We start from the raw sequence: 14,033 nt of genomic DNA on the forward strand, positions 1-14,033 counted from the left end.
GCTCACCTTCCCCAGCGCTCGGGCACCGTCAGCTACGCACGGGTGGGCCGCCGGACCAGCCGGTCGCCGTGTCCCCGTTCTCCGCCTCGTACCTGGCCAGCAGCGCGGCCAGCTCCTCCACCCGACTCCCATCGCCGACGGCCAGCTCCCGCAGGCCGGTCAGCAGGTACCGCGCCGTCGGCAACTCGCGGTCCAGGTCGGCGGCGACCGCCTCGTCGACCTCGCCACGGACGCTGAGCACGACCGGGGTGTTAGCACCCACCTCGCCCTCGAACGTCTCGACGACCGCCTGCATGTGCGCGAAGTAGGCGGCGAACGCCTCCTGCCGCAGCCGGTCCGTGTCCGCCGACAGCGGGGCGCTCACGGTCGGCTCCCGGTACCGTCACCGCTGTCTGCCGCCGCTGCTCCGGTCGGTCGGGACGTGGGTGGGTCGGTGCCGGGCCACGGGTCGTTCACCAGCCGGAGGGCGTCGCGCATCATCGACTCGAAGTCGGCCTCTCCGTTGATCATGTCGAGGACCGGCATCCCGGGCGGCAGGACCGCGGCGAAGGCGGCCGCGACGGCTGCCTGGGCCTGCTGTCGGGCCGCTCCGATGGTGTCGACGAGCAGGGTCGCCAGCTCGGCCGACGGCATGCTGCGGTACGACCGGCTCAGGAACCGGATGTCGACGAGATCGCCACGGCTGTTGACGGTGACCGTGATGACCCGGTTCTTCGACGTCACGCTCGTCTCGGAGCCGTCCAGACGGGACTGCACGTCGGCGATCGCCGCCTGGCTGGCGGCCAGTTCGGCGTACGCCTGCTCGATCTGGTCCTGCAGGGGACCGGGCATGTCGTTACCTCCTCACTAGTTCCGACGCCGGGTGGTGTCCCGGTGCGTCGGGCCGTACGGCGATCCCGGACCACGCGACGGCACGTTCGACCGGCCGGGGCGCATACCCTCACCGGAGTCCGCCTCGTCGAGGTCGTCGCGACCGATCACGGCCGGGGCGCAGTCGGGATCGGTGCCCCACACCTCTTCCTCCTCGGCGAGCCAGGTGGTCCGTTCGCGGTCCTTGTCGTTGTCGCGGCCGCCGCCCTGCCCCAGGCCACCCATCGGCGGCATCATCGGGAAGCCGCCCATGCCGCCCATCCCGGGTATCCCGGCACCGGCTGCCCCGGCGGGTCCGAACGGTGCACCGGCCATGAACCCGCCACTGGTGACCGCGCCGGTGCCGTTGCCGGCCACGCCGGCGAAGCCGGGTAGGGCCGAGCCCGCCACGTAGCCGGGCGGTGGTTCGCCGATCGGACCGATGACGGCACCGCCGTTGAGGCCGGCCGACGAGCCGCCGGAGTCGAAGCCTCCGGAGCCCACACCGCCGACCGCCCCGGGATCGACGACCGAGGGGTACGACGTGGACGGCGGCGTCAGGCCACCCAGGCCACCGCTGCCGCCGGTCGACACGCCGCCCGACGCCGAGCCGTCACGGCCCGGACCGCCGACGACGCCCGAGTCACCGCCCGACGGATTCGACGTGGACGGCGGGGTCAGGCCGCCCAGGCCGGCGCTGCCGCCGGACCCGGATCGGGAACCGCCACCGGACGTCCCGCCACCGGGCGCGCCGCCCACGACACCACCGCCCAGGCCGGGCAGGAAGGAGCCGGAGCCGGCCGTACCGCCGCTGCCGATACCACCGCCCACACCGCCGGTACCACCGCCCAGGCCATCGAGGCCGACAGTGCCGCTGGATCCGCCGCCGCCAAGACCGGACGGGTCGAATCCACCGGTGGACCCCCCACCCGCGCCACCGCTGCCGAACGCTCCGCCCGACCCGCCGCCGGATCCCTCGGCGCCGAGGCCGGACGGGTCGAAGGATCCGCTGGAGCCGGAACCCCCCGGACCGCCGCCGACGTTCGCACCGCCGAAGCCCTCACCACCCGACCCATCGCCGAAGTCGGCGCCGCCCGAGCCACCGCCACCGAACTCCGCGCCGCCGGAGCCGCCGTCGTTCCCGCCACCGCCGATGTTCGCGCCGAACTCGTCACCGCCCGGCCCACCGCCGAAGTCGGAGCCGCCGGAGCCGCCCCCGCCCGGCCCGTTGCCGAACGGGTTGTTCGGACCGTTGCCGAACGGGTTGTCGTCCTGCGGCGAGTAGTAGACGCCCCGGTACAGCGGGAAGACCCCGCGTCGCATCGCCTGGATCGTCAGGTTGAAGCTGGTGATGAGCGCCTGGGTGGCGTTGACCGAGGCGAGGTTCAACGCCTCCAGGTTGCTGACCCAGGTCGACTTCATCGCGTCGTTCAGTTGGTTCCAGCCGTCGTTGCTCATCAGGTCGTACGTGCCGAGGCCCTGGTCCGGGAACGAGAACGTCCACGGCTGTTCGGGCCCGGCCGTCCAGGTCCCACTGCTCGTCCGCGCGTCGTGCTCGTCGACCTGGCGCTCCATGGCGCGCAGCACCTCCCACACCAGCCAGTTCGGGTCGTGGTAGCGGTAGGCGACGAAAGCGTTCCAGGCGTTCTCCATCGCGGTCTTGAAGGTGCCGATCGCGGTGCTGTTGTCGTTGAGCAGTTGGACCCAGTCGCCCTGTTCGGTGATGTTCTCCTTGAGATAGAGCATGGTCCGGGCCATGTCGGCCATGGCGAAGACGAACGCGTCGGCGGCCGTACCGTCGAAGCCGGCCCGGTCCTGGTCGATCCGGTCGACCACGGCCCGGACGGCCGGTTGGCCGCCGTTCATCAGCCAGTCCGTCACCTGCCAGTAGAGGTGGGCGGCGTCGGAGAACGTCTGGGCGTCCAGGAACTGGTTGGCGCGGATGCCGGAGACGATCGGACCGCTGGCGTTCACCGTCCGCTGCGAATGGCTGGCCGGGGAGTCGTCGCCGCCTTCGAAGAAGGTGACCCAGCCCCGGATGAGCTGGAAGTACATCCGGGAGTCCCGGCCGCCGTGCCGACGTTTGCGATAGAGGGTGATCCGGTTCCAGCCCTCCTGGTCACCGGGCATCCAGTGGTTCCACGGGCTCTGGTTGCCGTTCTCGGTCACCTGCCAGAACGAGGTGTCGAGCTGGATCCAGGTGTTGCGGGCCGCGACCCCCGGGTCCGCCTGTTCCTCGGACCCGAGCACGTCCCGCAACGCCGGCATCCACTCCATGGACCGGCTACCGGTGAACGCGTCACCAGGCTGGGTCATGTTGCTCCTCCCGTTGTCGCAGGTCGTGCCCGGGCCCGAGGGTGGTCAGAAGGCCGGCAGCCGGCTGCCGAACTCGGCGGCCGACATCTCGTTGAGCGTCTCGGCACCGTCGGTGAGCGCCATGAACGCCCGCAACTGCTGCCCGCGGGTGGCGGACAGGGTGCCGATCTCGTCCAGCCGGGCCTGGATCGCGGAGCCGTTGGTGCGGATCAGGTTGGCGAGGGTCTGCCCGACCACGAAGTTCTCGTGTCCGGGACGGATGACCAGGTTGTTGATCGGTCCCTGCGCAGCGCCGGGCGCCTGCGTGGCCAGGGTCATGTTGACGGCGACGAAGTCGTTGAGCATCCCGTCGTCGACGTGGATCGGCATTCTCGTACCCCGTTCAGAGGTTGCCCTGGAACAGGGCCGCGCCCTGGGCGTCCGCGACCTGGTACGTCTCGCGGATGCGGTCGATGGCGGCGGCACCGGAGCCGAGCGAGTTGTTCATCGTCGTCATTCCGCCCTCCCAGACGGTCTGCGCCGCCCGGTACGACTCGGCGGCACCGCCGAGGTTCATCGTGATGAACCGGTTGACGACGGCGTTCAGCTCGTCGAGGGCGTTGTCGATCGACCGGGTGACGCCGCGCAGTTCCTCGCCGCTGCCGAGCAGTCCGTCGGGGTTGAGTCCGTAGGTGGCCATCGGGGATTCCTTTCGTCGCAGGAGGCGGTCAGTCGCCCTGGTACCAGCGGGAGTGCGAGGAGGTCTCCAGCTCGGCGTTGCTGGTGGCCTGGAGGTACTGGCTCATCGCGGTCCGCAGCATCTCCAGACCGTTGCGGACCTGGTTGAGGCCGCCGCGCCAGTTGGACAGTTCCTGTCCGTAGAGGGTGCGGGCCTCGCCGTGCCACTGCATCGACGAGTTGACCGCGTCGACGCTGGCGTCGGCGGCGTTGCAGTTGGCCATCGCCACCTCGAACGCCGACAGCAGTTGGCGGATGGTCTGTTCGTCTACTTCGTTCTGTGCGGGCATCTCGCTCTCCTTCGTGTCGGGTGTCCGGTCCGTCCGGCCGTCGCGGTCGCGGTGCCGGTCATCTGCGGGCCAGCTCGGGGTCGAGCAGCGGTCCGGTCGGCAGCAGGTCCAGCAGGCCTCTGGTCACCGTCGCCGCGCCGTCCAGGTGGTAGCCGAGAGCCTCGGCGACGGACGGGTCGGCGAGCGGATACTTGATCCCGGCGTCGGTGACCAGGAAGTAGCCGATGCCGGGAAGCTGACCGGGGCGACCGAGCCGGACGAGGCCGCCGACCCCGGGGGCGATCGACACCGCGCCGGCCGTCTGGGCGGTGCGGGTCACACCGGTGCCGTCGACGGTGCGGGCAGCCGGTGCGGTCAGGGGTGGTCGTGACGTCACCCCGATGCCCCCGCCGTCGGTGTGCCGCACGCACCAGACGCGGCCCGGTCCGGGTTCGGCCCGGGTCGGCGGGGTGGGTGGCAGGTCGGCGGGGACGGTCGGCTGGGTGGAGACCGGCAGCCGGGCCAGCGCCGCAGGGCTCATCGCCGTCGGCGCCACCGGCGCGGGCCGGTACGCCCCGGCCGTGTCCGGGTCGCTCTCCACCAGGCCGTAAGCCAGCGGGCCGAGTTGGCTGAGCCCGTCGCGGTGCAGCAGGTAGTGACGTTCGGGCAGGCCCGCGACGCGGACCACGAAGAGTTGGCCGATCCGGGTGGGGCGGCCGTCCACCTCCGGTCCCGGTCGACCCCGGTCGGGTACGGGCACCGGCGCGAGGTCCGGGCCGACCGGCAGTTGCTCCAGCCAGCCGGGCTCGACCAGTACGGGTATGCCGTCGTAGCCGAAAGCCCGACTCAGCCAGTCGCGGGTCAACGCGAAGCGTCGCCCCTGCCAGACCAGGAACGTCGGACCGGCCGCGACGCGGGCGACCATCGCCTGGTCCGCAGGCAGCGGGATGTCGGTCATCGACCGGTCGACCGCCAGGGTGGTCGTGGTGGCCTGGGTGTCCGCGCCGTCCCGGGTTGCCGGCGCACAGACGTGCCAGGCGGTGCCGTCGAGCGCTCCGGGTGCGGGGAGGGCGTCGGGGGCACCGACGATGCCGAGCGGGCGTCCGCGTGGTACGTCGGCCAGCGAGCGGCCGGAGACCGAGACGACCTTGGGTACGGCGCCGAGGATCAGCCGGGCGGAGGTGTAGTTGAGCACCGGGCGCAGCGTGCCGTCGACGAGGACGTACCGGCTGCCGGTCTCCTTCTCGACGACGAGTTGTCGGGGCGCTCGCCAACTGTCGGCGCCGCCGGGGCGCAGGAAGCCGTAGACCGCGAAGCCGGCGACGACCAGGGCGGCGACCAGCAGTCCGGCGAGGCTGCCGACCAGCATGCGACGGTGCGGGTTCTCCGGTGTCTCCGGTTCCCCCGCCACCAGCGCGCCGGTGAGTCGGCCCAGCACGTACGACTGGGCCTGCACCTGGTCCCGACGTGACTGCACGACCCTCAGCCGCCCAGGGCCCGGGCGAAGGCGTAGACGTCGAGGACGGCGAGCAGGACCGGGAAGACCGCGACCATCGCCAGGGTGTGGGTCAGGTCGCCGATGCGTCCCCAGTACGGCATGAGCCGCCGACCGGGCAGGGTGCGGGCGGCGGTGATCAGCAGTGCCGCGCCGATCGGCACCAGGACGGCCGGGACCAGTAGGCGCGGCCAGCCGGCGCCGGCGGTGCTCACGTGCAGCAGGACCGTGGCCAGTCCGAGCACGGCCGGTGTGCACAGTGCGAGTCGGTGCCATGCGCTGGTCATCGGGCGGGCGGCGAGCAGCCGTACGGTGGCGACGAGGACGACCAGGGTCGGTGCCGCCCAGCCGTCGGCGGCACCGACCAGCGTCAGGGCGACGAGCGTGACGGCGGCCAGGCCGGTGTACAGCGCGGTCATGTAGCGGTCGGCGGTGGCGGTCCGGTTCAGCAGCGGTTCGCTCGGCTCGGGGTCGATGCCGTCCTGCAGATGCTCGGGCTGCACGGGCAGCGGTTCGAGGTGCAGTCCGGCGAGGCGGAAGGCGAGCAGGGGCACGGCCGTACCGGCGACGGTGGCGGCGACCGCGACGACGGCGGCGGCCCGCACGGTGCTCATCGGGACGAACGCGGCGAGTGCGGCGCCGGCGGCGGTGAACAGGGCTGCGGTGAGGACGGTGGCGAAGAGTGGACCGGCCCGGCCGAGCAGGATCCGGCCGAGGGCGGCGGTGGTGAACACGGCGGTCGCCGCGACGACGAGCCGTGGCCCGTCCACCGTCAGGGTGGTGTCGGGGCGGCCGATCTCCGGCACCAGCAGTCCGGCGAGGCCGGCGTGTGCGACGGCGGCGACCAGGAAGACCGTGCCGGCGGCCCGGTCACCGACGGCCCGGGTGAGCGCGAACGCGGCGGCCAGGCAGCCCAGCGCGAGCCCGGCCGCGCAGAGCAGGCGGGGTACGGGTGGGCCGGGTGCCGCCAGCACGGCGACGCCGGTGCCGAGCAGTACACCGAGTACGCCGAGCGCCGCCCAGCGCACCATCTGCGGTCGCCACAGGCCGGACCGCGCGCGGGCTCCGGTGGCCACGCCGTCGATCAGGTCGTCGAAGTCGACCGGCGGGATCTGTTCGGCGCGCGGGCGCAGGTGCACCGTGTCGCCGTCGCGGAGGCCGAGGGAGGCGACGGTGCCGTCCTCGTCGAACGGTGGTGCGCCGAGGCGCTGCAGCACCCAGCCGCCGTGCAGCAGACCGGTGTCCGCCAGGTCCTCCCCGAGGTGGTGCAGCAGTGCCGGCAGCAGGTCGGCGACCAGCACCTGGGCGGGTACGGCCAGCTCGATCTGCCGATCCGGTCCGCAGACGACCAGTCGGCACATCTGCTCACCAACGGCGATGGTCATGCCCTCTCTACGGGCCGTCGTCGAGGCGGTTCAACGCAGGTGCGGAAAATTTTTTGACCCGTCGCCCGAGTCGGTGCGTAGTAGGAGCGCGCGGGCGGTCGATCGGGGCGGTCCGCAGCGGGACAGGAGGGCGGACCGTGACCACAGTGGTGTTCCGGCGACCTGCGCGGCGTAACGGCCCGGAGATGCCGGCGGGTGAGATCAGCCTCCAGGAGCCGCCCGAACTGCCCGAGACGCAGTCGGGTGGGCTGCGTCAGGTCATGACGATCATGCCGATGATGGTGATGTCCGGCGTCATGATGCTGATGTTCGTCGGTGGCGGCCGGGGCGCGATGACCTGGGTGATGATCGGTCTGATGGTGGTCGCGATGGGCGGGATGCTGATCGGGCTGATGGTGAGTTCCGGCGGTGACCGCAAACGTCGGCTCGGCGGCGACCGCCGCGACTATCTGCGCTACCTGGCGCAGAACCGCCGCCGGGTGCGACGGACCGTGGCCCAGCAGCGCGACGCGGGCGCCTGGCGGCATCCCGACCCCGGTGCGCTGTGGTCGGTGGCGATGACGTCGCGGCGGTGGGAGCGCCGGGCCAGCCATCCGGATTTCCTGGAGGTTCGGCTGGGCACCGGTCGCGCGCGGTTGGCCACCCCGATCGTGCCGTTGCAGACCAAGCCGATCGAGGATCTGGAGCCGTTGTCGGCGAAGTCGCTGCGCCGTTTCATCAAGGCGTACAACACGCTTGAGGACCAACCGGTCGCCGTGTTCCTGCGCGGTTTCGCGCTGATCCGGTTCACCGGTGACGCCGACGGTGTCCGTGCGGTGCTGCGCGCCATGATCACTCAGTTGGTGACCCTGCACGCGCCCGAGGAGGTGGTGGTCGCGCTGTGTCTGGGTGGTGAGGGCGCCGCCGCCTGGGAGTGGGCGAAGTGGCTGCCGCACATCCAGCATCCGGTCGAGCAGGACGCGGCCGGGGCCACGCGGCTGGTCGCGGAGAGCATCGAGGGGGTGGAGCGGCTGCTCGGTGAGGGGTTCCTCGCCCGCCCGCGCTACGAGCAGGGCGCCACGCCGAGTCGCGACGAGCCGTACGTGCTGGTCGTCTGTGACGGTGGGCGGATCCCGACCGGGGCCCGGATGACCTCCGGCGGTTACCGCAACGCGGTGCTGGTCGACATCGGCACCGCGCCGGCCAGTACGCCCCGGCATCTGCTCTGGCTCGACCTGGTCGAGGACCGGTTGGAGATGGTGCGGCACGACGCGGTCGGTCGGGAGAAGCGGTCGCCGTTGGCCCGCGCCGACCGGCTCAGTGTCGCCCGGGCCCGGGCGGTGGCGCGGATCCTGTCGCCGTACCGGCTCGGTGTCGCCACCGAGCCGGTCGCCGAGGCGCTCGACTCCGACTTCGACCTGGGGGCGCTGCTCGGGGTCGCCGACCTGAGCCGGCTCGATCTCGACGTCGCCTGGGCGCCCCGGTCGGCGACGGACCGGCTGCGGGTGCCGATCGGGGTGGACTCCGACGGTGCGCCGGTGGAGTTGGACATCAAGGAGTCGGCGCTGGGCGGGATGGGTCCGCACGGCATGCTGATCGGGGCGACCGGCTCGGGCAAGAGCGAGCTGCTGCGTACGCTCGTGCTGGCGCTCGCGGCGACGCACTCCAGTGAGACGTTGAACCTGATCCTGGTGGACTTCAAGGGCGGTGCCACGTTCCTGGGGCTGGACCGGCTGCCGCACACCTCGGCGGTGATCACCAACCTGGCCGACGAGGCGGCGCTGGTGAGCCGGATGCGCGACGCGCTGCACGGGGAACTGGTCCGCCGGCAGGAGCTGCTGCGGCAGGCCGGTGGCTACAGCTCGGCGCTGGACTACGAACGTGCCCGCGCTCAGGGAGCTCCGCTGGATCCGTTGCCCACGTTGTTCGTCGTGGTCGACGAGTTCAGTGAACTGCTCGCCGCGCACCGTGACTTCATCGACCTGTTCGTCATGATCGGTCGGCTGGGACGGTCGCTCGCGGTGCATCTGCTGCTGGCCAGTCAGCGCCTCGACGACGGTCGGATCACCCAGTTGGAGTCGCACCTGTCGTACCGGATCGGACTGCGGACGTTCTCGTCGATGGAGTCGCGATCGGTGATCGGTGTGCCGGACGCGCACGAGTTGCCCAGTCAGCCCGGCAACGGTTATCTGCGGACCGACGTGTCGACGCTGATCCGGTTCAAGGCCGCCTACGTCTCCGGTGCGCACCGGCCCAGGGCCGTCCGGTCCCGGCAGGACGTGGTGCAGCGGCAGTTGGTGCCGTATCTGTTGGAGCACGTGCCGTACCGCACTCCGGTGGAGGCGCCCTCGGCGGCGGAGGTCACGCCGGACGAGGCCGACGTGACGGCGCCGAGTGTGTTGTCGGTCGTGGTGTCCCAGCTCGTCGACCAGGGGCCGCCGGCGCATCAGGTGTGGCTGCCGCCGTTGTCCGCCGCGCCGACGCTGGACCAGTTGCTGCCCGCGCTGGCCCCGGATCCGCAGGACGGGCTGCGGGCCGCCGACTGGCCCGGCGCCGGTCGCCTGGCGGTGCCGGTGGGGTTCGTGGACAAGCCGTTCGAGCAGGTCCGTGAGCTGATGGTGGTGGACCTGGCCGGCGTCGGTGGGCACGTGGGCATCGCCGGTGGTCCGCAGAGCGGCAAGAGCACGCTGCTGCGTACGGTGATCTGCGCGTTGGCGTTGACCCACAGTCCGGCGCAGGTGCAGTTCTACTGTCTGGACTTCGGTGGGGGCACCCTGTCGACGATCGCCGACCTGCCGCACGTCGGCAGCGTCGCCGGGCGGTTGGAGATCGACCGGGTGAGCCGGATCGTCGCCGAGATCAGTGCCCTGGTCACCGAGCGGGAGCGGCGCTTCGGCAGTCTCGGCGTCGACTCGATGGCCACCTACCGGCGGGCGCGGGCCGACGGCACGATCGCCGACGACCCGTACGGTGACGTGTTCCTGGTGGTCGACGGCTGGTTCACGGTGCGGCAGGAGTTCGAGGCCGCGGACACCGCGATCCGGCAGATCGTCGCGCGGGGGCTCAACTTCGGGGTGCACGTGCTGCTCACCGCCGCCCGCTGGTCCGAGGTGCACCACGGCATGCGGGACCAGCTCGGCACCCGGCTGGAACTGCGTCTCGGTGACGCCGTCGACTCCGCCATCGACCTGCGGTTGGCGGCCACGGTGCCGCACCTGCCCGGTCGAGGGCTGACGGCACAGAAGATGCACTTCCTCGGCGGGTTGCCGCGTATCGACGGCTGCGGTGACGCGGACAGCGTGGCCGAGGGTGCTCGGGACCTGACCGCGTCGGTGCGGGACTTCTGGGCCGGGCAGCCCGCGCCGCCGGTGCGTACGCTGCCCGCCCTGCTGCCGGCCACCGAGCTGCCGCCGCCGGACGGCGACCTGCGGGTGGCCCTCGGCATCGACGAGGAGCGGATGCAGCCGGTCTGGCACAACTTCGAGGAGGTGCCGCACCTGACCGCCCTGGGCGACACGGAGAGCGGCAAGACCAGTCTGCTGCGTCTGCTGGTCGACGGGGTGACCCGGCGGTTCACGCCGAAGGAGGCCCGGATCATGGTGGTGGACTACCGTCGGCGGCTCTTCGACTCCGTTCCCGCGCCGTACCGGCTCGGGTACTCGGTGTCCCCGGGGGCCACGAAGGAGACCGTGGCCAGTGCGGTCGAGGGGCTGCAGAGCCGGATGCCGGGCACCGACGTCACGCCCGAGCAACTGCGTCGCCGGGACTGGTGGACCGGGCCGCGGCTGTTCGTCCTCGTCGACGACTACGACCTGCTCGCCGGCCACGACAGTCCGCTGGCCCCGCTGATCCCGTTCCTGCCGCAGGGCACCGACATCGGCTTCCACCTGGTCCTGACGAGGGGTGCGGCCGGGGTGATGCGGATGTCGATGGACCCGCTGATCCGTCGGCTACAGGAGACGAACAGTCCCGACCTGGCGCTGTCCTGCCCGCCGTCGGAGGGGCCGCTGCTCGGCAACACCAAGCCGCGCATCCTGCCGCCGGGGCGCGCGCTGCTGTGCACCCGCCGGGGGCACCGACTGATCCAGACCGGGTGGACGCCGCCGCCGGAGCTGTCGCCGTCGGCCGGTGCGGTGGCCGGCGTCGCCGGATGACGTGCGGTCAGCGCGGATCCCAGCGGCGGCGTCGGCCACGCCGCAGGATCGCGACCGAGAGCAGTGCCACGGCGGTCGACAGGAGCAGGAGGGCGGTCCCCACGGCGGCGCGACGGACCGCCGGATCGGGCGCCGGGACGGGTGCCAGGACGGCCGCCGGGACCGGTTCGCGGGTCGGGGTTCCGGCCAGCGTCGGGTCGATCACGGTGACCGCCGCGTACGGGTCGACGGTGCCGGCGCCCAGCCAGGGGTCACCCGGCACCGACGGTGGTTCGGCGGTCAGCCGCAGCCGGTCGCGGACCTGCGCCTGGGTCAGCCCCGGGTGGTACGACCGCACCAGCGCGGCGGTCCCGGCGACGTACGCGGCGGCGACGGCGGGACCACCGACCCGGTAGTGGCCGGTGCCGGTGGGTGCGACGCTGACCGCGCCAGTGGCGGGCGCCACCAGGTCGACGCCGGCCGACGGTGGGCTGTCCTCGGTCGGTGCGCCGTCCGGGTCGATCCCGCCGACGGCCAGCACCTGCGGGAACGCGGCCGGATACCAGGCCGATGGCGCGGTGGCCGACGACGGTGTCGCCCGGTCGTCGACGGCGGCGACCACCACGATGTCGCGGGCCACGGCCTCGGCGACCGCCGAGGCGAGCCGGTCGTCGGTGCCGGGACGGCCGGTGCCGACCAGGATCACGTCGGCGCCGAGGGTGGTGGCGGCCCGGATCCCGTCGGCGAGCCCGGTCGGCGGCACCCGCCCGTCGCGATCGATGATCCGGATCGGCAGCACCGTCGCCGCCGGGGCGATCCCGACGACCGCGGTGCCGCTGATCGGGCGGGCGGCGACGATCCCGGCCAGCGTGGTGCCCCGGCCGAGGCAGTCCCGGTCGGCGCGGGCACCGTCGGTCACGTCCCGACCGGCCGACACGGCTCCGCGCAGTGCCGGGACGGTGGCGCTGACCCCGCTGTCGACCACCGCCACGATCACCCCGGCACCACGGGTCAGTGGCCAGGCCGCCGACGGACCCAGCCGGGCCACCGCCCACGGCATCCCCGTGACGGTGACCGGTGACGCGCCGACGCACCCGTCGGTCACCGTCGGCAGGGCCGGCGGTTCGTTCTGTCGGGAGTGGGCGGGGGCCGCCGGTACGACCAGCGCCGTGACCGCGACACAGATGCCGAGCGCAGCTCGGCAGACCGTACGTCCGACGGGCACCGCCGTCTCCTCTCAGTCGATCCGGTCGGCCGGCGGTCGGGCCGGCAGATCATCGTCGGGCCGGTGCTGGTGGTCGTGGCTCGGCACGTCGTCGGGGATCGTGCCGCCGGATCGGTTGCGGAACCGTCGTGACCACCAGGCGAGACCTCCGGCCGCCGCGGCCAGCAGGAGCACCACCAGCACGGCCACTGCCGCCGGTGCGGGGGGCGCGTCGTCGCCGAGGGTGGCGAGTTCGTCGTGCCGTTCCTCCTCGGACAGCGTCGCGGTCACGGCCGCGCCGGCGTCGACCATGCCGAAGCCGGTCAGCGGGTCCGGTACGCGCGAGGCGGCCGGGTTCGCGGTGACCCGCAGCCGGTGGGCCACCGCCGCGGCGTCGAGGTTGGGCAGCGCCGCCCGGACCAGCGCGGCGGCTCCTGCGACGAACGCGACCGCGTACTGGGTGCCGCTGCCGGCCCGCGTCCCGTCCCTGCCGGCGACGAGGGTGGCGATGTCGATGGCGGGCGCGACCAGGTCCACCGCACCGCTGCGGTAGTCGGCGGCCAGTTGGCCGTCGGCCCCGACACCGGCGACCCGCAGCAGGCCGTCCGCGTCGTCGGGCCCGGTCGCGGGGTCGGTGTTCGTCGCGGCGCCGGCCACGACGACCACGTCGTGCGCGAGCGCGGCGCGGATCGCCGCGGCCACCTCCGGGGCGGCCGGGTCGACGTATCCGCCGAGCGCCACCACGGTGCTGCCGGCGGAGACGGCGACCTCGATGCCGGTGGCGACGTCGGCGGCCCGCGCCTGTGGGGTCGTCGTCACCACCCGCACGGGCAGCACGGCCGAGGCGGGGGCGACGCCGCCGCCGGTCTCGGTTCCGTCGTCCCGGGCGGCGATGATGCCGGCCATCGCGGTGCCGGAGCCGAGACAGTCGACGTCACCGCGCTCGTTGCCGGCGACGATGTCGACCCCGGTGGTGACCCGCCCGCCGAGCGGGGGACGGCTGCCGTCCACTCCGGAGTCGACCACCGCGACCAGGACGCCGCTGCCCTCGGTGAGTGCCCATGCCTGCTCGGCGGCCAGTTCCTGCCGGGCCCAGTCCGAGCCGGTCTGCGGGCCGGCCGCGACCGCGCAGCGGCCGGTGTCGGGTGCCGGGGACCGCGTCGGGGTGGGGTCGGTCGACGGTCGGGTGCCTGGCGTCGGGGTGGGGGTGCCGACGGCGGAGAGCATGCCGTAGCGGACTCCCTCGCCGTAGGCGTCCCAGGGCAGCACGATGATCCAGCCCGGACGCAGCGTGTCCGGGTCGGTGAGCCGGCCGCCGTCGGGTTGCACCCGGCCGGTGTTGAGGTGCAGGACGTCGGTGGTCCGTGCCGTGGTGCCCAGGAACCGCTGTGTGATCACCGACAGCCGCTCCGGCTCGCCCTGGTAGGACGAGGTGACGACGTAGTACTTGGCGTAGGTCTCCACCGGGGCGGCGGCCGCCGGACGCGGTGTGGCCAGCGACGCGACGACGGCCAGCACGAGCAGCCCGCACCACCATCGGATCCACAGACGCCGCTGTGTCGTCACCGACAGCCTCCTCCGCTCGGGTGGGTCCACCCCATGTCGACGCCTGCACTACGCACGCCGGGCCGGACCGGTTCATCGCGTGTGTCGCCGGTGATCCACATAGGTCGTACGGCGGTGCTA

General features: G+C 73.0%; 11 protein-coding genes. 1 reads left to right on the top strand and 10 read right to left on the bottom strand.

The window, feature by feature from the left end:
* Positions 1-28 precede the first annotated feature (28 nt).
* The 8 genes from ACWDVW_RS16010 to eccD are packed head-to-tail and all read right to left on the bottom strand — an operon-like array spanning position 29 to position 7,031.
* Positions 29-364, bottom strand: a complete 336-nt coding sequence (locus tag ACWDVW_RS16010; protein ID WP_449949057.1) for a hypothetical protein — start codon at positions 362-364, stop codon at positions 29-31.
* Positions 361-831 (bottom strand): YbaB/EbfC family nucleoid-associated protein, encoded by a 471-nt coding sequence (locus ACWDVW_RS16015; protein WP_449949059.1) that lies wholly within the window; start codon positions 829-831, stop codon positions 361-363. The genes ACWDVW_RS16010 and ACWDVW_RS16015 overlap by 4 nt, the downstream gene beginning before the upstream one ends.
* A 15-nt stretch (positions 832-846) precedes the next feature.
* A complete protein-coding gene (locus ACWDVW_RS16020; RefSeq protein WP_449949061.1) occupies positions 847-3,165 on the bottom strand; it encodes a hypothetical protein in 2,319 nt (772 codons plus the stop codon).
* A gap of 45 nt (positions 3,166-3,210) precedes the next feature.
* Entirely contained in the window at positions 3,211-3,534 is a 324-nt protein-coding gene (locus ACWDVW_RS16025) for a hypothetical protein (RefSeq protein ID WP_131053792.1), read from the bottom strand.
* 13 nt (positions 3,535-3,547) lie between these two features.
* Complete coding sequence (locus ACWDVW_RS16030) at positions 3,548-3,844, bottom strand: WXG100 family type VII secretion target (RefSeq protein ID WP_387256962.1); 297 nt, start codon at positions 3,842-3,844, stop codon at positions 3,548-3,550.
* Positions 3,845-3,872: 28 nt separating this feature from the next.
* A complete protein-coding gene (locus ACWDVW_RS16035; RefSeq protein WP_396694401.1) occupies positions 3,873-4,172 on the bottom strand; it encodes a hypothetical protein in 300 nt (99 codons plus the stop codon).
* Positions 4,173-4,230: 58 nt separating this feature from the next.
* On the bottom strand, positions 4,231-5,628 hold the full coding sequence (eccB, locus tag ACWDVW_RS16040) for a type VII secretion protein EccB (RefSeq protein WP_449949065.1): 1,398 nt from the start codon (positions 5,626-5,628) through the stop codon (positions 4,231-4,233).
* Between the two features lie 5 nt (positions 5,629-5,633).
* Positions 5,634-7,031, bottom strand: coding sequence for a type VII secretion integral membrane protein EccD (gene eccD / locus ACWDVW_RS16045; protein WP_449949067.1), 1,398 nt, complete (start codon positions 7,029-7,031; stop codon positions 5,634-5,636).
* Positions 7,032-7,168: 137 nt separating this feature from the next.
* Between eccD and eccCa the strand changes: the two genes are divergently transcribed.
* Positions 7,169-11,164 (top strand): type VII secretion protein EccCa, encoded by a 3,996-nt coding sequence (eccCa, locus tag ACWDVW_RS16050; RefSeq protein ID WP_449949070.1) that lies wholly within the window; start codon positions 7,169-7,171, stop codon positions 11,162-11,164.
* 7 nt (positions 11,165-11,171) lie between these two features.
* Here the strand turns inward: eccCa and ACWDVW_RS16055 are convergent, their stop codons facing one another.
* On the bottom strand, positions 11,172-12,368 hold the full coding sequence (locus ACWDVW_RS16055; RefSeq protein ID WP_449949073.1) for a S8 family serine peptidase: 1,197 nt from the start codon (positions 12,366-12,368) through the stop codon (positions 11,172-11,174).
* A gap of 12 nt (positions 12,369-12,380) precedes the next feature.
* Complete coding sequence (locus tag ACWDVW_RS16060) at positions 12,381-13,913, bottom strand: S8 family serine peptidase (RefSeq protein ID WP_449949075.1); 1,533 nt, start codon at positions 13,911-13,913, stop codon at positions 12,381-12,383.
* Positions 13,914-14,033 lie beyond the last annotated feature (120 nt).

The sequence above is a fragment of the Micromonospora sp. NPDC003241 genome (assembly GCF_053589795.1).

Coding starts and splice junctions, on each gene's coding strand:
- ACWDVW_RS16035 (WP_396694401.1), bottom strand. CDS start 4,172: ATGCCCGCACAGAACGAAGTAGACGAACAGACCATCCGCCAACTGCTG.
- ACWDVW_RS16025 (WP_131053792.1), bottom strand. CDS start 3,534: ATGCCGATCCACGTCGACGACGGGATGCTCAACGACTTCGTCGCCGTC.
- eccD (WP_449949067.1), bottom strand. CDS start 7,031: ATGACCATCGCCGTTGGTGAGCAGATGTGCCGACTGGTCGTCTGCGGA.
- ACWDVW_RS16015 (WP_449949059.1), bottom strand. CDS start 831: ATGCCCGGTCCCCTGCAGGACCAGATCGAGCAGGCGTACGCCGAACTG.
- ACWDVW_RS16020 (WP_449949061.1), bottom strand. CDS start 3,165: ATGACCCAGCCTGGTGACGCGTTCACCGGTAGCCGGTCCATGGAGTGG.
- ACWDVW_RS16030 (WP_387256962.1), bottom strand. CDS start 3,844: ATGGCCACCTACGGACTCAACCCCGACGGACTGCTCGGCAGCGGCGAG.